At 74.0% G+C, this 18,206-nt stretch carries 22 protein-coding genes; 11 read left to right on the forward strand and 11 right to left on the reverse strand.

The window, feature by feature from the left end:
• Positions 1–46 precede the first annotated feature (46 nt).
• Entirely contained in the window at positions 47–451 is a 405-nt protein-coding gene (locus tag ABZZ38_RS07790) for a hypothetical protein (RefSeq protein WP_356736824.1), read from the reverse strand.
• An 80-nt stretch (positions 452–531) separates the two neighbouring features.
• On the opposite strand from ABZZ38_RS07790, the gene ABZZ38_RS07795 reads away from it, so the two are divergent.
• Positions 532–1,311 (forward strand): MBL fold metallo-hydrolase, encoded by a 780-nt coding sequence (locus ABZZ38_RS07795; RefSeq protein WP_356736826.1) that lies wholly within the window; start codon positions 532–534, stop codon positions 1,309–1,311.
• Positions 1,301–1,918: a VTT domain-containing protein gene (locus ABZZ38_RS07800; RefSeq protein WP_356736828.1), complete on the forward strand. Its 618-nt coding sequence runs from the start codon at positions 1,301–1,303 to the stop codon at positions 1,916–1,918. The genes ABZZ38_RS07795 and ABZZ38_RS07800 overlap by 11 nt, the downstream gene beginning before the upstream one ends.
• Before the next feature lie 121 nt (positions 1,919–2,039).
• Here the strand turns inward: ABZZ38_RS07800 and ABZZ38_RS07805 are convergent, their stop codons facing one another.
• The 3 genes from ABZZ38_RS07805 to ABZZ38_RS07815 all read right to left on the reverse strand — a co-directional run bounded on the left by ABZZ38_RS07805 (position 2,040) and on the right by ABZZ38_RS07815 (position 5,146).
• On the reverse strand, positions 2,040–3,059 hold the full coding sequence (locus tag ABZZ38_RS07805; RefSeq protein WP_356736830.1) for an MBL fold metallo-hydrolase: 1,020 nt from the start codon (positions 3,057–3,059) through the stop codon (positions 2,040–2,042).
• Between the two features lie 13 nt (positions 3,060–3,072).
• Positions 3,073–4,326, reverse strand: coding sequence for an aminotransferase class I/II-fold pyridoxal phosphate-dependent enzyme (locus ABZZ38_RS07810; RefSeq protein ID WP_356736942.1), 1,254 nt, complete (start codon positions 4,324–4,326; stop codon positions 3,073–3,075).
• A 73-nt stretch (positions 4,327–4,399) separates the two neighbouring features.
• The gene (locus ABZZ38_RS07815) at positions 4,400–5,146 is read right to left on the reverse strand and encodes a GAF and ANTAR domain-containing protein (RefSeq protein ID WP_356736832.1); all 747 of its coding nucleotides are present in this window, start codon (positions 5,144–5,146) and stop codon (positions 4,400–4,402) included.
• A 90-nt stretch (positions 5,147–5,236) separates the two neighbouring features.
• Between ABZZ38_RS07815 and ABZZ38_RS07820 the strand changes: the two genes are divergently transcribed.
• Positions 5,237–6,415 (forward strand): PAS domain-containing protein, encoded by a 1,179-nt coding sequence (locus tag ABZZ38_RS07820; protein WP_356736834.1) that lies wholly within the window; start codon positions 5,237–5,239, stop codon positions 6,413–6,415.
• Here ABZZ38_RS07820 and ABZZ38_RS07825 read toward each other — a convergent pair.
• Entirely contained in the window at positions 6,393–7,187 is a 795-nt protein-coding gene (locus ABZZ38_RS07825; protein ID WP_356736836.1) for an RNA polymerase sigma factor SigF, read from the reverse strand. The genes ABZZ38_RS07820 and ABZZ38_RS07825 overlap by 23 nt on opposite strands.
• A gap of 298 nt (positions 7,188–7,485) precedes the next feature.
• On the opposite strand from ABZZ38_RS07825, the gene ABZZ38_RS07830 reads away from it, so the two are divergent.
• The 7 genes from ABZZ38_RS07830 to ABZZ38_RS07860 all read left to right on the forward strand — a co-directional run bounded on the left by ABZZ38_RS07830 (position 7,486) and on the right by ABZZ38_RS07860 (position 14,801).
• Entirely contained in the window at positions 7,486–9,288 is a 1,803-nt protein-coding gene (locus tag ABZZ38_RS07830) for a thiamine pyrophosphate-requiring protein (RefSeq protein WP_356736838.1), read from the forward strand.
• 475 nt (positions 9,289–9,763) lie between these two features.
• A complete protein-coding gene (locus ABZZ38_RS07835; protein ID WP_356736840.1) occupies positions 9,764–10,126 on the forward strand; it encodes a DUF2795 domain-containing protein in 363 nt (120 codons plus the stop codon).
• Between the two features lie 127 nt (positions 10,127–10,253).
• Entirely contained in the window at positions 10,254–10,682 is a 429-nt protein-coding gene (locus ABZZ38_RS07840) for a CBS domain-containing protein (protein WP_356736842.1), read from the forward strand.
• A gap of 74 nt (positions 10,683–10,756) precedes the next feature.
• Positions 10,757–11,302 carry a type 1 glutamine amidotransferase domain-containing protein gene (locus ABZZ38_RS07845; RefSeq protein ID WP_356736844.1) on the forward strand — a complete coding sequence of 182 codons (546 nt, stop codon included), beginning with the start codon at positions 10,757–10,759 and terminating at the stop codon, positions 11,300–11,302.
• A 114-nt stretch (positions 11,303–11,416) separates the two neighbouring features.
• A complete protein-coding gene (locus tag ABZZ38_RS07850) occupies positions 11,417–11,989 on the forward strand; it encodes a TIGR03086 family metal-binding protein (protein WP_356736846.1) in 573 nt (190 codons plus the stop codon).
• Positions 11,990–12,065: 76 nt separating this feature from the next.
• On the forward strand, positions 12,066–13,229 hold the full coding sequence (locus ABZZ38_RS07855) for a Vms1/Ankzf1 family peptidyl-tRNA hydrolase (RefSeq protein ID WP_356736848.1): 1,164 nt from the start codon (positions 12,066–12,068) through the stop codon (positions 13,227–13,229).
• 69 nt (positions 13,230–13,298) lie between these two features.
• On the forward strand, positions 13,299–14,801 hold the full coding sequence (locus ABZZ38_RS07860; protein ID WP_356736850.1) for a phosphatase PAP2 family protein: 1,503 nt from the start codon (positions 13,299–13,301) through the stop codon (positions 14,799–14,801).
• Positions 14,802–14,991: 190 nt separating this feature from the next.
• Here ABZZ38_RS07860 and ABZZ38_RS07865 read toward each other — a convergent pair whose 3' ends face one another.
• Positions 14,992–15,810 (reverse strand): hypothetical protein, encoded by an 819-nt coding sequence (locus ABZZ38_RS07865; protein ID WP_356736852.1) that lies wholly within the window; start codon positions 15,808–15,810, stop codon positions 14,992–14,994.
• A gap of 335 nt (positions 15,811–16,145) precedes the next feature.
• Here ABZZ38_RS07865 and ABZZ38_RS07870 point away from each other — a divergent pair, with 335 nt between their 5' ends.
• Positions 16,146–16,313, forward strand: a complete 168-nt coding sequence (locus ABZZ38_RS07870) for a hydrophobic protein (protein ID WP_356736854.1) — start codon at positions 16,146–16,148, stop codon at positions 16,311–16,313.
• A 4-nt stretch (positions 16,314–16,317) separates the two neighbouring features.
• Here ABZZ38_RS07870 and ABZZ38_RS07875 read toward each other — a convergent pair whose 3' ends face one another.
• From ABZZ38_RS07875 to ABZZ38_RS07895, 5 genes are read right to left on the reverse strand one after another with little or no spacing between them, the layout of a single operon-like run.
• Entirely contained in the window at positions 16,318–16,620 is a 303-nt protein-coding gene (locus ABZZ38_RS07875) for a gas vesicle protein K (protein ID WP_356736856.1), read from the reverse strand.
• A gap of 56 nt (positions 16,621–16,676) precedes the next feature.
• Positions 16,677–16,859 (reverse strand): gas vesicle protein, encoded by a 183-nt coding sequence (locus ABZZ38_RS07880; RefSeq protein WP_356736944.1) that lies wholly within the window; start codon positions 16,857–16,859, stop codon positions 16,677–16,679.
• Positions 16,859–17,659 carry a GvpL/GvpF family gas vesicle protein gene (locus ABZZ38_RS07885; RefSeq protein ID WP_356736858.1) on the reverse strand — a complete coding sequence of 267 codons (801 nt, stop codon included), beginning with the start codon at positions 17,657–17,659 and terminating at the stop codon, positions 16,859–16,861. The genes ABZZ38_RS07880 and ABZZ38_RS07885 overlap by 1 nt, the downstream gene beginning before the upstream one ends.
• Positions 17,656–17,973 (reverse strand): gas vesicle protein, encoded by a 318-nt coding sequence (locus ABZZ38_RS07890; protein WP_356736859.1) that lies wholly within the window; start codon positions 17,971–17,973, stop codon positions 17,656–17,658. Before ABZZ38_RS07890 ends, ABZZ38_RS07885 begins: the two co-directional genes overlap by 4 nt.
• Positions 17,970–18,206 (reverse strand): gas vesicle protein GvpG, encoded by a 237-nt coding sequence (locus ABZZ38_RS07895; protein WP_356736861.1) that lies wholly within the window; start codon positions 18,204–18,206, stop codon positions 17,970–17,972. Before ABZZ38_RS07895 ends, ABZZ38_RS07890 begins: the two co-directional genes overlap by 4 nt.

Here is an 18,206-nt window from a genome sequence, read left to right on the forward strand (position 1 = left end):
CCCGGCATCCAGCGTGGCACACCCCACCGGCAGGACCGGGTGCGCGTCAGCAGCCGTCGTAGCCCGCGGTGGGCATCGACAGCCGGCGGTGCACATGGGCCTTCATCCCCGCGTCGTACGCCGGCTCGTCGAGGCCCGCCGTCTCCAGCCGCACGCCCCGCCGCTCGCACTCCGCCGAGAAGTCCCGCGCCGAGGTCACGGCCCGCTCCAGGACCCGCTCGTTGGGCGCCACGAAGAGGTCCACCGCCCCGGCGTCGACATCCGCCCACAGCATCGAGTGGTCGGGCCGCAGGCCGTAGAACAGCAGTTGGCGGATGACGACAAACCCCTTGTCGGCCGCCCACCGCTCGCACATCGCGTACTGACTGCGCGTGTCGACCAGGAAGGGATCGCTGTCGAGCTCCTCGAGCGGCGTCAGGCTGGCGATCGCCGCCACGCGTACGTCGTCCATGCGCAGACCCTACTCCGAACGCCTCCGCGCGAAGGGGCGCGCACTTACGCTCGTAAGGAGTCAGGCGTGAGGAGGGCGGCGTGCCGGTGGAAGTCACCTGGTGGGGTCATGCCACGTGTACGGTCGAGGACTCCGGCGTACGCGTGCTGACCGACCCCGTGTTCGTACGGCGCCTGGCCCACCTGCGGCGCCGGCGCGGGAAACTGCCGCCGCCGGAGGCCGCGCGGGCCGACGTGGCGCTGGTGTCGCACCTCCACGCCGACCATCTGCACCTGCCGTCGCTGGCCCGCCTCGCGCCCGGGACCCGGCTGGTGGTGCCGCACGGGGCGCCGCGCGCCGTGCCGGGGCTGCGGAGGCTGCGCGGGCTGCGCGTCACGGAGGTGGGCCCCGGCGACGAGGTGAAGGTCGGCGACCTGGTCGTCCGGGCGGTCCCGGCCGCGCACGACGGGCGGCGGCTGCCGGTCGGGCCGCACCGCTCCCCCGCGCTCGGCTACGTGGTCAGCGGGGCGGCGCGGACGTACTTCGCCGGGGACACCGGGCTGTTCGACGGCATGGCCGACGCGGTCGGCCCCGTCGATGTCGCCCTGCTGCCGGTCGGCGGCTGGGGGCCGTACCTGGGGCACGGACACCTGGACGCGGGGCGGGCGGCGCGGGCGCTCGCCGCGCTGGCGCCGCGCGCCGCCGTGCCGGTGCACTACGGCACGTACTGGCCGATCGGGCTGGACGCGGTGCGTCCGCACGAATTCCACGCGCCGGGTGACGAGTTCGTCCGGCACGCGGCGCGGATCGCGCCCGGGGTCGTGGTGCACCGGCTGGGGCACGGCGAGAGCGTGCGGCCGGAGGTGTCCGGTGATCGGTGAGGTGCTGGGGCGGCTGCCGGCCGAGTCGACCCAGCAGGCGGTCGGGTACCCGTCGCTGTTCCTGCTGGTGGCGCTGGGCGCGCTGGTGCCGGTGGTGCCGACCGGGGCGATCGTCAGCTCCGCGGCGGTGGTGGCGTTCCATCAGACGGCGCCGTTCGCCCTGCTGGCGGTGTTCCTCCTGGCGGCGGGCGCGGCGTTCACCGGCGACGCGGCGCTGTACTGGCTGGGGCAGCGCGGGGTGCGGTCCAGGAACGGTTCGCGCTGGCTGGCGGCGCTGAGCGACCGGGCGGCGCCGGACCGGTTGGAGCAGGCGCAGGAGAAACTGCGTACGCACCGGGTCTCGGTGCTGGTGCTGTCCCGGCTGGTGCCGGCCGGGCGCATCCCGGTGATGCTGGCCTGCCTGCTGTCCGGGATGCGGCTGGGCCGGTTCCTGCGCGGTGACGTCCCCGCGTGCCTGGCGTGGGCGGTGACGTACCAGCTGATCGGCATCCTGGGCGGCTCGCTGTTCGCCCGCCCCTGGGAGGGCGTGCTGGCCGCGGTAGCCCTGACGCTGCTGATCAGCGCGGCGCCGCCGGTCTGGCGGCGCCTGCGCCACCGCGCGGGGTGACCGGTGCGGGGCGGGCTTGGGGCGTGCGGCGCGGTGCCTTGCCGTGTCCCGGGGTGCGGCTCCTGCCGCTGGTGCGGGGCCGCCGGTGCCGCGAAGGGCCTGACGGAGGCGAACCGAGCCCTCACAGAACCCGCGTGGTGCCGATGGGCATGTCCCAGAGGCGGTCGCGCGGGAGGCCGGCGGCCTGCCAGGCGGTTCTGACGCGGGTCAGGGGTTCGAGGACGGGTTCGGAGGAGAGGACGAAGGTCGCCCAGTGCATGGGGACCATCGTGTGGGCGCCGAGGTCCTGGAAGGCCTGGACCGCTTCCTCCGGGTCGATGTGGACGTCGCGGAGCCACCAGCGGGGGGCGTATGCGCCGATGGGCAGCAGCGCGAGGTCGATGCCGGGGTGGCGGCGGCCGATCTCGCCGAACCAGTGGCCGTAGCCGGTGTCGCCGGCGAAGTAGACGCGGTGGTCGTGGCGGTCGGTGAGCACCCAGCCGCCCCACAGGGTCCGGCAGGTGTCGGTGAGGGTGCGTTTGGACCAGTGGTGGGCCGGTACGAAGTCGAAGCGGACGCCGCGCAGTTCGGCGGCTTCCCACCAGTCGAGTTCGGTGACGCGGGTGAAGCGGCGGCGGCGGAACCAGCGGCCGAGGCCGGCCGGGACGAAGACGGGGGTGGTGGGCGGGAGCCGCTTGAGGGTGGGGGCGTCGAGGTGGTCGTAGTGGTTGTGGCTGATGACGACGGCGTCGATGGGCGGCAGGTCTTCCCAGGGGACACCGACGGGGGTGATGCGTGTGGGGGTGCCGAGGATGCGGCGGGACCAGACGGGGTCGGTGAGAACGGTCAGGCCGCCGACGCGGACGACCCAGCTGGCGTGTCCGGCCCAGGTGAGGGAGACGGTGCGGGCGTCGACGGCGGGCAGCGGCTCGGGCGCGAAGGGGAGCCGGGGGATGTCGCGGAGGCCTTCGGGGCTGGGGCGTACGGCTCCTTCGCGCGCGAGTCTGGCCATGGCGCGTACGCCGGGGAGGGGCGCGGTGAGCCGGTCGGCGAAGGATCTCGGCCAGACGCGGATCTCGCCGAGGGGCCGGGGGCTGCCGGGGGCGGCCCCCGTGCGGTCGCCGGGTGCCGTCCGCTCGGCGGGTGACGTCTGTTCCGTCATCTGCGGGCTCCGTTCACCGTGGTTCTTGGAGTTCTCGGAAGGCGGCTCCGAAGGAGCTCAACGCGCGTGCGACGGGTGGCAGTTCCAGCGGGTCGTCCGCGGTGAGCGCTTCGGTCCGTTCCTCGGGGGTGGTGCCGAGGAGGGGTGCGGTGGGGAGCCGTACGCGCAGGGCGCCCAGTTCGTCGCCGAAGCGGTGACCGCCGGGTGCGGGGGCGCCCAGCCGGCCGGTCAGGTACTCCTCCAGTTCCATGGAGTCGGTGACGCCCCGCTCGGCGAGGGGGCCGCGCAGGGGCCCGAGGTCGGCGTAGAGGTGGCGGCCGGCCCGGGGTGGGAGGGCGAGGGCGCCCGCGGTCAGGACGGCGCGGTGCGCGGCGGCGGCCACGCGCGCGTGGAGGGCGGCCGCGGCGGCCGTCCGGGTGGTGACCGGGTCGGGTTCGTCGAGTGCGTGGGCCGCGGCCACCGCGACGGGGCCGGCGACGTGGGCGCCGAGCGCGGTGAGCAGGTCCAGGGCGCGGGCGCGGCGGGCGCTGCCGGCCGGGGTGGGCGGGAAGCGGGCGACGGCGGCGGGCCAGGACGCGGGGAGGAGCGCGCCGGTGAGGTCGCACAGGACGGTGGCGTCGTCGGGGCACATCTCGGCGGGGCTGACGAGGACGGTGTCGTGCGGGTCGTGGAGGGTGTCGCGCCAGGTTTCGTCGCTGATGATGTGCAGGCCTTCGCCGACGGCCGCCTCACAGGTCTCACGCATCAGTTCGGGGGGCGGGACGGTGGCGGTGGGGTCGTCGGCCACGGAGAGCAGCAGCAGGGCGGGGTGGCCGCCTTCGGCGCGTACGCGGCGTACGGTCTCGAGGAGGGCGTACGGGTCCGGGACGCCGCCGCACTCGGCGGGCGTGGGTACGTGGTAGGCGGGCCGCCCGAGGAGCCGCGCCTGGGGGGCCCACCCGGCCGGGCAGGGCCGGGGCATCAGGACGTCGCCGGCGTGGGCGGCGATCAGCGCGGCGAGCAGCGGCTGGGCGCCGGGGGCGGCGGCGACGTCCTCGGGGTGACAGCGCAGCCCGCGCCGCCACCAGTAGCCGCAGGCGGCGTCGCGCAGGACGGCCCCGCCGCCGGGGGGTTCGGGTTCGGTGCGTCCGGCGGCTGCCGCGAGGACGGTGGCGAGGCCGGGCTCCACGGGCAGTCCGGCGTCGGCGGCTCCCGGCGCGTACCGCACCGGTCCGCGCCCTTCGGGGAGCTCGCGGTTCTCGTGGTCCGCCGGAGCCGGTTCCCGCATGCCCTCACCTCCGTCGTCGGTGCGTGCGGGCACCCTGCCCGTCCCCGAAGCCCTTTATCCCGTCCAAAGCCTTTTATACGGAGATTCCTCGCGTGTCGCCGCTCTTTCCGGGGCCGGTGGTGGCCGTGAGGCGGGCCAGTTCCCTCTCCAGTCCGCGCCCCCGGCTGCGTACGATCCCGCCGGCGACATCGGCCAGCTTGCGGTTGGTGAGCTGCGAGACGCGGCGCAGGACGGCGTGTGCCTCGTCCGCGTCGCAGCCCAGGGCGTGCATCACGATGCCGCCGGCCTGGTCGATGACGGGCCGGGAGCGCAGGGCGGTGGCGAGGTGGCCGACTTCGGTGAGGGCGGCGCGGTAGCGGCGGTCCCGGGCCAGCCCGGCGGTGATCTCCTCGCCGAGGAGGGCGGCCGGTCCGTGCGCGGCGTCACCCAGGGAGCCGGGCCGGAAGCCGTACAGGTTGAGGGTCAGGTCGATGCCGGCCCGGTGGAAGGGCAGGGTGACGCTGGCCCGTACGCCGGAGCCGAGCGCCATGGCGCGGTAGTCGGGCCAGCGGTCGTCGGTGAGGAGGTCTTCCGCGTCGACGGGTTCGCCGCTGTCGAGGGCGGCCCGGATGGGCCCGTCACCGGAGTCGAGCTGTACGGACACCAGGGCGGCCAGGTCCGGATGGGTGGCGCTGGTACGGCGTTCGGCGCCGCCGTCACTGAGGGTCGCGACGGCCCCGCAGCAGGCGGGGACGGAACGGACACACTGCTCGGTGAGCCTCTGCAGCCTGCGGACGGTCGAGGCCGGTTCCGGTCCTTCGTAACCCTGCTCGGGCAGCATCGACGACTCTCCTCTCCTCGGGCGGCTGCCCCGCGCCCCCGGCACGAAACCGTCGCGGCCGCCGGCTCACCGTGCGGTTACGGTGCTCCTATGACGGAGACGGACGCCTTCGGCGAGGACCTCGCGGATTTTGTACGCCGGGTGGGTGAGCTCCGGACCGCCCGGGCACTCCCCGCCGACGAGCAGCAGGGCGTCCTGGACGCCGCCCTCTTCGAACTCCAGCATGCGGCAGAGTCGCTGTGGCCGCGCTACGAACGGCTGGCGGCCCGCGCCCCGGACGGCACCTCGGCGGACCGGCAGGAGCGGCAGTTGCTGAAGACGCTGTTCCAGCGGCTGCCCCTGCCGGTGGTGCTGGTCGACCGCGACACGGTGGTACGCCGGATGAACTTCGCCGCGACGGCGCTGACGGGCGCCCGTGCGGGCTACGCCACGGGACGGCCGCTGGCGGGGCTGCTGATCTCCGGGGACCGGGCGCCCTTCCGTACGCAGGCGGCGGCCACCGCGCGCGGTGAGGGGGGCCGCAGCCTGAAGGTGCGGCTCCAGCAGCGGCCCGGCGACCCGGTGCGGGCCACCCTCGTGTCGCTGCCCCTGCCGGGTGAACCGCAGTCGACGGTCGTCGTGGTGCTGCAGCCGGGCATGGCGGACACGACGCCGCCGCCCGGTGCGGTGGCACGGCGGCTGGTGCCGCCCGACCTTGCGGAGACGACGCGGCGCACGGAGATGCTGGACCTGGTCGACGCGATGGCGAGCGCCCTGCTGGACTGCTCCGCGGGTGACCCGGCCGCGGCCGTGGAGGCGGCCGGGCGGGTGCTGCACGGCCGGTTCGCGGACTGGGTGGTCATCGACACGGCCGCCTCCGGGCCGCTGCGCCGCGCGGTCGTGCTGGGCCCGCCCGAGGAGGCGGCCGGCCCCGGCGGCGGGGAGCGGCGTAAATGCGCCGGGGAACCGCTGGTGAAGGCGGTGGCCCAGCAGGACCCGGCCGACTGCCCCCTGGTGGTCGAGGTGGCTCGCGGCGGGTCGTCGTCGCTCCAGGTGCGGCCCGAGGACATCCTCGCCTTCGGCGAGGACTCCTCCGGCGCGGCCGTCCTGGCCCGCGCGCAGGTCAGTTCCCTGCTGTGTCTGCCGCTGGCGCGCGGGGACGGCGGGGTGCTGGGCGTGCTGACGCTGTTCCGGACGGGGGCGCGGCGGGCGTTCTCGATGGCCGAGGCGCAGGCCGCCGACGCGGTGTCCCGCCATGTGGCGCTCGCTATGCGGCGGCGTCCCGCATGATGTCCTCCCGCAGCCGGGTGCAGCATCGGCTGATCAACCGTGACACGTGCATCTGCGAGATGCCGAGGTCCTCGGCGATCCTGCTCTGGGTCATGTCGCGGAAGAACCGCATGTAGAGGATCTTCTGCTCGCGCTCGGGAAGCGTGCGCAGCCGGGGCTTGACCGCTTCGCGGTCGACGACGATGTCGAGCGCCGGGTCGGGTCCGCCGAGCGCGTCCACGAGCGTGTAGCCGTCCTCCGTGCCGGGCAGCTCCGCGTCCAGGGAGAGGGCGGTGAAGCTGTCCAGGGCCTCCAGCCCCGCCATCGCCTCCTCCTCCGTCATGCCCGCCTTCTCGGCGATCTCGGCGACGGTGGGGGCGCGGCCCCCCACCGAGTGCGAGAGCTCCTGGTAGGCGGTGCGGACGCGGCCACGCAGGTCCTGGACGCGGCGCGGTACGTGCAGGGTCCACATGTGGTCCCGGAAGTGCCGTTTGATCTCACCGGTGATGGTGGGCACGGCGAAGCTCTCGAAGGCGGCGCCGCGCTCGGGGTCGTAACGGTCGACGGCCTTGACGAGCCCGAGGGCGGCGACCTGCCGCAGGTCCTCCAGTGACTCTCCGCGGTTGCGGAAGCGGCCGGCCAGCCGGTCCGCCATGGGCAGCCAGGCGCGCACGATGTCCTGCCGGACGGCTTCCCTCTCCTCCCCTTCGGGGAGGGAGGCGAGGCGCTGGAACGCCTCGGCGGTGTCAGGGGCGTCGTCGTGCGGATGCTTCGAGTGGGCGAGGGTAGGCATGATGCTTTTCAGCTCCCTGGACGGTGCTGACGGTTGGTGTCACCCCGGGAGAGCTCCCTTCTCCGGGCATGGACACGCCCGGAGCGGTAGGCCGCTCCCACGGACGTGCCTCCGGTCCGAAGCACGAGATGCGCATGCCCGGGGGGTGCCCGAGCAAACGCCTCCTTGCACTGATTCCACTGTCCTCGCGTTTCCGCCGATCGGCACCCGGTACCCGGTGCCGGGCTGCCGGTTCTCCGGCGGCTTTCGCCGATCGGTAGGGCATCGATCGGTAGGACATCGCTACGGAGGTACGCAGATGAGCAGGGACGTCGCCGACGTCGTACTCGAGCGGCTGCGCGAGTGGGGCGTCGAGTGCGTGTTCGGCTATCCGGGTGACGGGATCAACGGGCTGATCGCCGCCTGGGGTCGCGCCGAGGACCAGCCCCGGTTCATCCAGTCACGGCACGAGGAGATGGCCGCGCTGGAGGCGGTCGGCTACGCCAAGTTCGGGCGCCGGCTCGGGGTGTGCGTGGCCACCTCGGGACCCGGCGCCATGCACCTGCTGAACGGGCTGTACGACGCGAAGGCGGACCACGTGCCGGTGGTGGCGATCGTCGGCCAGACCCACCGCAGCGCGATGGGCGGCTCGTACCAGCAGGAGGTCGACCTGCACTCCCTGTTCAAGGACGTCGCCTCCGACTTCATCGCCACGGTCAACGTTCCCGAGCAGCTGCCGAACGTCCTCGACCGCGCCATCCGCACGGCGTACGCGCGACGCTCCCCGACGGTGATCATCCTGCCGGGGGATGTGCAGGAGCTCGCGTACAGTCCCCCGACCCATGACTTCAAGATGGTGCCGTCGAGCCTGGACCGCAGCGCCTGGACCGCGGTGCCCGCGGACGACGCCCTGGAGCGGGCCGCCGACGTCCTCAACTCCGGCGAGAAGCCGGCGATCCTGATCGGGCAGGGCGCGGCGGCGGCGCGCGCCGAGGTCCGGGAGGTCGCCGAACTGCTGGGCGCGGGGGTGGCCAAGGCGCTCCTCGGCAAGGACGCCCTGTCGGACGAGCTGCCCTACGTCACCGGGTCGATCGGCCTGCTCGGCACCCGGCCCTCCTGGGAGCTGATGCAGGGCTGCGACACCCTGCTGACGATCGGTTCCAGCTTCCCGTACAGCCAGTTCCTGCCGGAGTACGGGCAGGCCCGGGCGGTGCAGATCGACATCGACCCGCACATGGCCGGGATGCGCTACCCGTACGAGGTGAACCTGATCGGCGACGCGGGCGCCACCCTGCGCCGGCTGATCCCACTGCTGCGGCGCAACGAGAAGCGCGGCTGGCGGGAGAGCCTGGAGAGGTCGGTACGGCGCTGGGAGGAGGTCATGGAGCGGCGGGCCGGGGTGAGCACCGCGCTGGTGAACCCCGAGCACGTGGCGCGGGCCCTGTCTCCCCTGCTGCCCGACCGGACGCTGCTGACCTCCGACTCCGGGTCGGTCGTCAACTGGTACGCGCGGCACATCACGATGCGCGGCGACATGCGCGGTTCGCTGTCGGGAACGCTCGCCACGATGGGGTGCGGGGTGCCGTACGCGATCGGCGCGAAGTTCGCGCACCCGGACCGGCCGGTGGTCGCGCTCGTCGGGGACGGGGCGATGCAGATGAACGGGCTCGCGGAGCTCATCACCGCCGCGAAGTACCGCCACCGGTGGGACGACCCGCGACTGGTCGTCGGGGTCTGGAACAACCGCGACCTCAACCAGGTGACGTGGGAGCTGCGGGCGATGGGCGACGCGCCGTCGTTCCTGCCCTCGCAGGAGCTGCCGGACGTGCCGTACGCCGCCTTCGCCCGGTCGATCGGGCTGACCGGCATCCGGGTGGAGAAGCCGGACGAGGTGGCGGGCGCCTGGGAGGAGGCGCTGGCGGCGAACGGCCCGGCGGTCGTCGAGTTCGTCACCGACCCGTCCGTACCGCCGATCCCGCCGCATGTGACGTGGGAGCAGATGGAGTCCACCGCAGCCGCGCTCCTGAAGGGCGACGCCGAGCGTGGCGCGGTCGTGAAGCAGGGGCTGAAGGCGAAGGTGCAGGAGTTCCTGCCCGGTGGGAAGCAGGGCGGGAAGCCGTAGAGGCGGCCGGGGGCGCCGTCGGCGCGGTGGCGGCCGGCGGCGCCGTGGCGGTGGCCTGCGCGGGGCCCGGGGAGCCGTCCCGTTCCGCGGGGAGGGTCGCGGGGAGCATCAGTTCCTCGTACCGGCCCAGGGCGACTACGGCGCCGAGCAGGGTCGGCGGCGCCGCCAGGGCAACCAGTACGGACAGCAGTCCCATCGCCCCGCTCCCTCCCGCGCTGCCGGGTCGAAGAGGAGGATCCCCGGGCGCGGACCGCCGCCCGCGCCCGAAGACCTGTTCACCCCATTCACCCCGTGGCCGCTCGGCCGGGTCAGCGAGTCCCCGCTGCCGGAGGGGCCAAACCCGTGGAGTGTTCCGGCGCGCGTTCCGGGGCCCTCGGGTGGGCACTCCGGAGGCGAAAGGACCGGTTTGCGTCGGCCCCGTCGGGTACCCGCCGGGCGACCGAAGAGGCAGATCGCGCAGACCGTGGAGGGTGCCATGGAGCGAGGGAGCGGGCGGCTCAGCCGTCGCCGGGACGACGAGATGAAACACCAGCTCCAGGGGCTGCTGCGGTCAGGTCACCCGACCAGGACCGAGGAGTGGCACGACCCGGAGCCAGTGGCCGAGGACGACCCGGAGGTCACGACCGGGCGGGTCCCCTCGGACCGGTTCGAGGCGTTGCGTCTGGAACTCGGCCGGCACCTGGCGCGCACGCCGTTCCCGGCGCACCGCGGCGACCTGATCCGGGTGCTGCGCGAACGGCACGCCCCGGACCGGCTGACGGACCTGGTCGCCGAACTGCCGGGTGACCGGACGTACCACAGCGTGCAGGACGTGGCGGTGGAGGTGCACGGAGGGTGACCGGGCGGACGGGGCATGGCGTCATCCGGGGTGGGTACTCCGGGCGGCGTCACACGACGTGACCGATCCGGATGACAGGGTCCCCGCGATCCGGTCCCACGTGATCAGGCAGGGAAGGCTGACAGCAATGGCACAGCTCGTGAGGGAAGTGATGACGCCCGGCGTGGCCGCGGTACGTCCGGACGCGTCACTCGTCGAGGTGGCGCAGCTGATGCGGTCGCAGGACATCGGGGACGTGCTGGTGGCGGAGGGGGACCGGGTCGTCGGCCTGGTCACGGACCGCGACATCGCGGTGCGGGCGGTGGCCGACGGGGTCGATCCGCTGACCGTCAACGCCCAGTCCGTGTGCACCGCGGACCCGGTGTGCGTCGCGCCGGACGACGAGGTGGCCACCGCCGTGGAGCTGATGCGTCGGCACGCGGTCCGCCGCCTGCCCGTGGTGGAGGACGGACGCCCGGTCGGCATCGTGAGCATCGGCGATGTGGCCGTGTCGCAGGACCCGTCGTCCGCCCTCGCCGACATCAGCCGGGCCGAGCCGAACACGGAGCCGGCCTGACCGGGCCTTCCCCGGCCCGCTCGTGGAGCGGGCCGCACAGCAAGAGCCGTATGAGCGGAAAGGAATCAGACATCGTGCGGATCGCATTTCTGGTGGCGCCGGAAGGTGTCGAGCAGGTGGAACTGACCGCTCCCTGGCAGGCGGTGGCCGACGCCGGTGGGACGCCCCGGCTGGTGTCGACGGCGCCGGGCACGATCCAGGCGTTCAACCACCTGGACAAGGCGGGCACGTTCCCGGTGGACCGCACCGTCGCCGACGTGTCGGCGGACGACTACGACGCGCTCGTACTGCCCGGCGGCGTGGCGAACCCGGACTTCCTGCGCATGGACGAGCGGGCGGTCGCGTTCACGCGCGGGTTCTTCGAGGCGGGCAAGCCGGTCGCGGCGATCTGTCACGGGCCGTGGACGCTGGTGGAGGCCGACGTGGTGCGCGGACGGACCCTCACGTCCTGGCCCAGCCTGCGGACCGACATCCGCAATGCGGGCGGCGAGTGGGTCGACGAGCAGGTCAAGGTCTGCGAGGCCGCCCCCGCCACCCTGATCACCAGCCGTAAGCCGGACGACCTGAAGGCCTTCTGCGAGGCGCTCACCGAGGTGTTCGCCAAGGCGTCACGTGACTGACGGTTCGCCAAGGCGTCGCGTGGCTGACGTCCACGCGCCGGTCGGCTCCTCGTCCCGCGCGGCGGACGAGGAGCCCCCTCGAAGCGAGAAAAGCTGATCTGGAGGTGACTGCGTATGGCGAACACGCTGCTCGCGCGGCACGCCGAGGCGCTCGGCCTGTTCGGCGAGCGGGTGCACATGGTCCGGGACGACCAGTGGGACGCGCCGACACCGTGCACCGAGTGGTCCGTGCGTGATCTGGTCAACCACCTCACCGGCGAGCAGCTGTGGGTGGTGCCGCTGGTGCACGACGGCCTGACGGTGGCGGAGGTGGGTGACCGTTTCGACGGTGACGTCCTCGGTGACGACCCGGCCGCGGTGTGGGACCGGGCGGCGGAAGCGGCCGTCCGGGCGTTCCGCGAGGACGGCGCGCTGAAACGCACCGTGCACCTCTCCTACGGCGAGACGCCCGCGGAGGACTACTGCCGCCAGATGGTGGACGACGCCATCGTGCACGCCTGGGACCTCTCGCGGGCGATCGGCGCGGAGGAGCGCCTGCCGAAGTCCCTCGTCGACTTCGCCGTCCGGGACCTCGCCCCGCAGGCGGCCGACCTGTCAAGCAGCGGCCTGTTCGCGCCGCCGGTGAAGACGCCGCCGAACGCGGACGCGCAGACCAGACTGCTGGCCATGGTGGGCCGCAGGGCCTGAAGCCGGGGCCGGAAACCCGTTCGCGACGCACAGTCCGGCCTCCGTTGACGCACAATCCGGCCTCCGGGAGGGAGCCATGCAACTCGCGTTTCTCACCAGTCTTTTCGACCGCCCCGGTCCGTGGGCCAGCGTCTATCTGGACACCTCCCGGATCGACGAGTCCACCAGGGAGCGGCGTGAGCTCCAGGCCAAGGAGGTCTGCAGGCAGCTCCGCGCGCAGGGGTGCGACCCCGCCACCGAACGGGCCGTTCACGACGCGCTGACCGCCGAGCCGCGCCCGCCGGGCGAGGCCGGGCGCGCGGTGTTCGCGGCCCACGGCGAGGTCGTCCTCGACCCGCCCCTCACCGTACGGCCCCAGGGGCAGTCCCTGGTGACCTGGTCGGCGCTCCCCCACTTGAGCCCGCTGCTGGACCTGGCCGCGCTGGAGCCCGTCTGTCTGGTCGCCTACATCGACCGCACTGGTGCGGACCTGGAGCTGCGCACCGCGTTCGGCACGCGCTCGGCCGGCCAGGTCGAGGGCCGCACCTGGCCGGTGCGGAAGACCGCGTCCGCCGACTGGTCCGAGCGCCACTTCCAGCTGAGCGTGGAGAGGACGTGGGAGGAGAACGCCGCCGAGATCGCCGAGGCCCTCGCCCGGTGTGAGCAGGAGACGGGCGCCGATCTGATCGTGCTGGCCGGTGACCCCCGCGAGCGGCGCTCCGTCCACGAGCGGCTGGCGCCGGACATCCGCGGCCTGGTCGTGGAGAGCGACCACGGTGGCCGTGCGGCGGGAGCGAGCCGCCGGCTGCTGGACGAGGACGTGGAGGCCGCCCGGCAGGAGCACCTGCGCAGGATGGCGGAGGAGGAGCTGGACCGTTTCAAGGCCGCCCGCTCCACCGGCGGTGCCCGTCCCGAGGGCGCGGCCGAGGGCGTACCGGCGCTGATCGAGGCGGCCCGGGAGCACCGCATAGCCGAGCTGCTGATCCGTACCGAGGGTCCGGACGCGCACCGCGAGGTGTGGGTGGGCGCCGAGCCGGACCAGATCGCGGTGCGCCGCAGCGAGACGCAGTACCTGGGCGAGACGGAGCCGCTGCCGGCCCGCGCCGACGACGCGCTGATCCGTTCGGCCGTGATGACCGGGGCCGAGGTGCTGCGGGTGCGGCCCGAGATCGAGGACGAGGTGCCGGTCGGCGGACTCGGGGCGCTGCTGCGCTGGCCGTACGACGAGCAGGAGCGGGAGCGGGCCACGGAACCGGCCTGAGGAACCCGGACGGCCCGCCTGGGTCCGCCGATGAGCGTGGCGGGGAGCGGACGGGGGTAGGCGGCTCGCATGTCCGACGCGTACAAAGTGCAGCCGGCCGACACCGTTCGCGCCCGGGTCACGAAGCTGCTGGGCGGCTGGGACCGGGAGGTCTTCCACCGGGTGGCCTCCCGTCACTGGCCGGGCGCCGACCCGGTGCTCCCCCGGTTGAGCCACAGCGCCAATCACGGGCTGCTGTGGTTCGCCACGGCGGCCGGTATCGCGGCGGTCGGCCGCGGGCAGCGGTCGCGGCGCGCCGCCGTGCGCGGCGTGGCGTCCCTGGCCCTGGCCTCCGCCACCATCAACACGGTCGCCAAGCGGTCGGTACGCCGGGCCCGGCCGGTCCTGGACGCGGTGCCGGTCGTGCGGCAGCTCAAGCGGCAGCCGGTGACGACGTCGTTCCCCTCCGGGCACTCGGCGTCGGCTGCGGCCTTCGCGACCGGCGTGCTGCTGGAGTCGAAGGGCTGGGGTGCGGCCGTCGCGCCGCTGGCCGCCACCGTGGCGCTCTCCCGCGTGTACACGGGCGCCCATTACCCGAGCGACGTCCTGGTGGGTGCGGCGCTCGGGGTGGGCGCCGCTTTCGCCGTACGCGGCATAGCGCCGACCCGGTCGCAGATCCCGTCGCCCGGTCGGCCGCACGCCGACGCGCCGGTCCTGCCGGGCGGCGAGGATCTGGTGGTCGTGGTCAACCAGGCCTCCGGGTCGTCGGGCGCAGCCGCGCTGGTGCGGGACGTGCTGCCGCTGGCCGAGGTGGTGGAGTGCGCGCCCGACCGGGTGGAGGAGGAGCTGGAGCGGGCGGCGGGCCGGTGCCGGGCGCTGGGCGTGCTCGGGGGTGACGGCACGGTCAACCAGGCGGCGGTGGTGGCGGCCCGCCACCGGCTGCCTCTCGCCGTGTTCCCGGGCGGCACGCTCAACCACTTCGCCTACGACCTGGGCGTGGAGACGGTCCACGACACGTGCCGCGCGCTGGCGGAGGGCGATGCCGTACGGGTCGACCTGGGCCGGTTCACGCCGGGACCGCGCGGCGCGGCCCACGGGTACTTCGTCAACACCTTCAGCCTCGGGGTGTACCCGGACCTGGTGCGGCTGCGCGAGCGGTGGTCCCCGAGGATCGGCTCCATCCCCGCGGGCGTCCTGGCCGCGCTGAAGGTGCTGCGCGGTGAGCACCCGCTGGAGGCGGAGCTGGGGGGCGGGCGGCACGCGCTGTGGCTGCTGTTCGCCGGGAACGGCATGTACCAGCGGATGGGCCCGACCCCGGGCCACCGCCGCGACCTGGCGGACGGGCTGCTGGACGTCCGGGTGGTGCGCGGCGGGCGGCTGCCGGGGCTGCGGCTGCTGGCGGCGGTGCTGGCCGGGCCGTTGAGCCGTTCCCCCGTGCACGCGGCGGGGAAGCTGCGGCGGCTGCGGATCGCGGGACTGGCTCCGGGCACCTCGCTCGCGTACGACGGTGAGGTGACCGAGGCGCCGCCGGAGCTGGTGGTCGACAAGCAGGACGAGGCGCTCACCGTGTACCGGCCGCAGATGCGTACCTGAGGCGGCTCGCGGCGGCCGGCCCCGCCACCCCGCCGGTCCCGCGAACACCCGCCGGGTTCCGCCCGCGGGCACGCCGCGGGTGCGTCCCGACGCCGGTTCGCGTGAGTGCCCCGCGGTGGAGGCTCACTCGGCCGCGCCCGGCCCCGCCGGGGCGGAGCGGACTGGGAAGGGCGCGACCGGTGGGGGCGGGTTACCGGGCCAGGGACGCCGCGTCGCCCATGACGATCACGGGTTCCTTCCCGGGGTCCAGGGCGAGCAGGAGGTCCCGCATCCGTTCCACGGGCAGCGAGATGCAGGCCCGGGTGGGGCCGCCGTGGTCGACGTGGATCCAGACGCCGCCGCCCTTGGCCTGGCCGAGCGGCCGGGTCTTGTCCAGGGGTGAGGTGCCGGGAACGCGGTTGTAGTCGATGGCGACGACATGGTCGAAGGAGCCTTCGAGCGGCTCGCCGTGGAACCCGGTGCCCGACATGTTGAACTCTTCGTCCTGGTCGTACGTCAGCCGGGTCCCGGGGTCGGGCAGGCGTCCGCCGGCGTCACCCAGCCGGAACACGCCAATCGGCGTGCGCAGGTCGTCCGCGCGATGGTCGTCGGTCCAGCCGCGCAGGGCGTTGTGCGCCTGCCATGCGTCGGTGGTCGCGTGCCAGCCGAGCGTCGGCTCGTGCTCGTACAGGATGGCGGTGGCGCGCGAGGAGTCCCGGCCCTCGCCGGTGACGACGAGCGCCTGCCGGGTCCGGGCGGGGATCTGCGCGCGCGTCGCTCGGCCGAGGCCGGGGAGGTCCCCGGCGCGCATGCTGGGGGCTCGCGCGGCGGGAGGCCCCGGGGCCGCGGACGCGGGGGGCGGTGGGGCCGGCGGAGGCGGCGGGGTGGGGCCCGTCTCCGAACGGCCGACGGTGGGGGCGGGCGCCGGAGAGGCGCACCCGGCCAGGAGGAGCAGTCCGGCGCACACCACGGTGAGGAGAAGGGCACGCACCGCGCCCCCGGCAACCGACGAATCAGATCTTGCAGCCATGAAACCTGATGATCGGACGATCCTGCCGGACGCGCGCGGTGGAGACTCCATGAGGCGCTCGAAGTTCCCCCGGTCCACCTAAGTCCCGGGGAAACCGTTATGCCGTCCTCGGGCGGGCCACTTCCCGCACCCGACCTCGGCCTCCCGGACGCCCGAGCCGTACGGATGACCCCGTGGCGGGTCCCCCGGGGCGTGAGGCGCGGGTCAGCCACCGCGCCACCCCCCTGGCCTCGGGCCGCGTGCGGGTGTGGCCGGGACAGCACACCTGGTGCCGCGCGGCTCCGCACCGTGTACGCCTGCGAAAGAGGGGGACCCGGCAGGTGGAGGTGCAGATCATGGTTCCCATCCTGCTGGTTCTGCTGCTGGTCCTCATCCTCTTCGGCCTCGGTTTCGCGGTCGAGGTCCTGTGGTGGATCGCACTGGCCGTCCTGGTGATCTGGTTGCTCGGGTTCCTGTTCCGGACGACCACGGGCGGCACCCGGTCGCGCTGGTACCGCTGGTAGCGGGTCACAGCAAGGGGCCGAGCGGCCCGAGATCGATGTTCAGGTCCTCCGGAGTGAGTCCGAACCTCTCCCGGAGGACTTCCATGCGGTCCTCCAGCAGCATCAGCGTCAGGCCGATCCGCTCCTCCTGCTCCTCGGTGAGGTCCCCGCCCTCCACACGGCGCAGCGCCTGCCGCTCCATGAGCTGACGCAGCAGCTCGATGACGGTGAGGACCAGGCACGCGAGGTCCCGCTCCACGGTGTCGGGATCGAGCTCGATCCGGCGACGGCCCGGCTCGCCCGTACCACTCGTAGCGGCCTCACTCACACCGGCCTCACTCGTAGCGGCCTCACTCGCACCGATCCCACTCGTACGTACCTGGTTCATACCGGCTCTCCCCACGGCGACGGCACCTCGGCGCTCACCGAGCTGATGAGGGCCTTGAGGTCGACGCGTACGAGGTCCACGTCGGCGATGCGCAGGGTCAGGTCGCCGCTGATGACGACACCGCCGGCCAGCAGCCGGTCCAGGAGGTCGACCAGGGCGATCCTCCGCTGTTCGACCATCATGCGCCGCCCTCCGCGATCCCCGCGAAGGAGTACGGCGCCCACGGCCCGGTCAGCTCGACGCGCACACCGTCCCCGGACACCCTGCCGACCAGCTCGACGAATTCCTCGCTGCGCTCCCGGTCGACGAGGTAGGCGGCGTTCAGCACGTTGACACCGGCCGCGCCGGACAGCCGGGCGTCCTGCGGCGGATGGAGGGTCCCGGCCTCCGCGTACCCGGAGAGCTCGGTGTGCAGCCGGCGGCACAGGGCGTCGGCGCGCTCCTGGCCGGCCTCCCGGCCGCGCCGCTCCCGCAGCCGGCGGCGCAGGTAGTCGCGTCCCCCGCCGCTCGCCGGTGCCGCCGCCGGCTCACGTACCGGCTGTTCCGGCTCACGTACCGCCTCCGGCTCCGTGTACACCTTCACGCCCCACTCCACGCGGCCGTCCAGCCGTTCCAGGGCCCGGACGAACCGCTCCCGGCCGTCCTCCAGCAGCCGCCGCACCCCGCTGTCGTCCCGGCAGACCGTGGCGAGCCGCAGCGGCAGCGGGCAGGTGACCGTGGTCAGCGCGGCGATCACCGCGTCGTGGGCCCGTGCGGTGGCGGCCAGCCAGTCCAGATCCTCCAGGCGCGCGCGCAGCGGGCCCTCGTCGAACTCCTCGGCCGGCACCGCGCCCACGACGGCGACCAGGTCACCGTGGCGCACCAGCCGGGGCGGTTCGCCGCCGATGCCGTGCGCACCCTCGGGCAGCACCCCCTCGAAGGGGCGGCACACGGCGTACACGTAGCGCAGGTGCGGTGTGCGGGGGGTGGGGGTGGTCATGTCGTCCGCTCCTCCAGTTCGGCGATACGGCGCTGCAACTTCTCGTTCTTGCGCGCCAGTTCGCGCTGGTGGGCGCGGGAGGAGAGAGCCGGGTCGCTCTCCCACCAGTCGATGCCCATCTCCTTGGCGCGGTCGACGGACGCGACGACGAGGCGCAGCTTGATGGTCAGCAGCTCGATGTCAAGCAGGTTGATCTTGATGTCGCCGGCGATGACGATGCCCTTGTCCAGGACACGTTCAAGGATGTCGGCGAGGTTGGCGCTGCTGCCGTCGGAGGCGTACGGGCTGGGCAGGCGGCCGCCGGGGGTGGTCATATCTCTCTGGTGCCCTTCTCCAGTCGGGCGAGGAGTTCGTCCTCCAAGCGGTCGAACTCCGCATCGTCGATCTCCCCCGCCTCCAGTCGTTCCTCGAGGCGGGCGAGTTCGCGCTGTATCGCGGCGGGGTCGTAGTACTGCCGCTCCGCCTCCGCCACCACCTGGCGCAGCACCCACGCGGTGCCGCGCACAGGGGCGGCGGGCAGGAGCAACAGCTCTCCCAGCAGGCCCAT

It is taken from the genome of Streptomyces sp. NPDC006368 (assembly GCF_040612535.1).
In the GTDB taxonomy this organism is placed as follows: Bacteria; Actinomycetota; Actinomycetes; order Streptomycetales; family Streptomycetaceae; genus Streptomyces.

What these genes read in the sequence shown, in the direction of transcription:
- ABZZ38_RS07825 (WP_356736836.1), bottom strand. Translation starts at nt 7,187, where the DNA reads ATGCCTACCCTCGCCCACTCGAAGCATCCGCACGACGACGCCCCTGAC.
- ABZZ38_RS07805 (WP_356736830.1), bottom strand. Translation starts at nt 3,059, where the DNA reads ATGACGGAACAGACGTCACCCGCCGAGCGGACGGCACCCGGCGACCGC.
- ABZZ38_RS07850 (WP_356736846.1), top strand. Translation starts at nt 11,417, where the DNA reads ATGGCGAACACGCTGCTCGCGCGGCACGCCGAGGCGCTCGGCCTGTTC.
- ABZZ38_RS07820 (WP_356736834.1), top strand. Translation starts at nt 5,237, where the DNA reads ATGACGGAGACGGACGCCTTCGGCGAGGACCTCGCGGATTTTGTACGC.
- ABZZ38_RS07815 (WP_356736832.1), bottom strand. Translation starts at nt 5,146, where the DNA reads ATGCTGCCCGAGCAGGGTTACGAAGGACCGGAACCGGCCTCGACCGTC.
- ABZZ38_RS07885 (WP_356736858.1), bottom strand. Translation starts at nt 17,659, where the DNA reads ATGACCACCCCCACCCCCCGCACACCGCACCTGCGCTACGTGTACGCC.
- ABZZ38_RS07830 (WP_356736838.1), top strand. Translation starts at nt 7,486, where the DNA reads ATGAGCAGGGACGTCGCCGACGTCGTACTCGAGCGGCTGCGCGAGTGG.
- ABZZ38_RS07790 (WP_356736824.1), bottom strand. Translation starts at nt 451, where the DNA reads ATGGACGACGTACGCGTGGCGGCGATCGCCAGCCTGACGCCGCTCGAG.
- ABZZ38_RS07855 (WP_356736848.1), top strand. Translation starts at nt 12,066, where the DNA reads ATGCAACTCGCGTTTCTCACCAGTCTTTTCGACCGCCCCGGTCCGTGG.
- ABZZ38_RS07835 (WP_356736840.1), top strand. Translation starts at nt 9,764, where the DNA reads ATGGAGCGAGGGAGCGGGCGGCTCAGCCGTCGCCGGGACGACGAGATG.
- ABZZ38_RS07810 (WP_356736942.1), bottom strand. Translation starts at nt 4,326, where the DNA reads ATGCGGGAACCGGCTCCGGCGGACCACGAGAACCGCGAGCTCCCCGAA.
- ABZZ38_RS07840 (WP_356736842.1), top strand. Translation starts at nt 10,254, where the DNA reads ATGGCACAGCTCGTGAGGGAAGTGATGACGCCCGGCGTGGCCGCGGTA.
- ABZZ38_RS07890 (WP_356736859.1), bottom strand. Translation starts at nt 17,973, where the DNA reads ATGACCACCCCCGGCGGCCGCCTGCCCAGCCCGTACGCCTCCGACGGC.
- ABZZ38_RS07865 (WP_356736852.1), bottom strand. Translation starts at nt 15,810, where the DNA reads ATGGCTGCAAGATCTGATTCGTCGGTTGCCGGGGGCGCGGTGCGTGCC.
- ABZZ38_RS07870 (WP_356736854.1), top strand. Translation starts at nt 16,146, where the DNA reads ATGGTTCCCATCCTGCTGGTTCTGCTGCTGGTCCTCATCCTCTTCGGC.
- ABZZ38_RS07860 (WP_356736850.1), top strand. Translation starts at nt 13,299, where the DNA reads ATGTCCGACGCGTACAAAGTGCAGCCGGCCGACACCGTTCGCGCCCGG.
- ABZZ38_RS07880 (WP_356736944.1), bottom strand. Translation starts at nt 16,859, where the DNA reads ATGGTCGAACAGCGGAGGATCGCCCTGGTCGACCTCCTGGACCGGCTG.
- ABZZ38_RS07895 (WP_356736861.1), bottom strand. Translation starts at nt 18,206, where the DNA reads ATGGGCCTGCTGGGAGAGCTGTTGCTCCTGCCCGCCGCCCCTGTGCGC.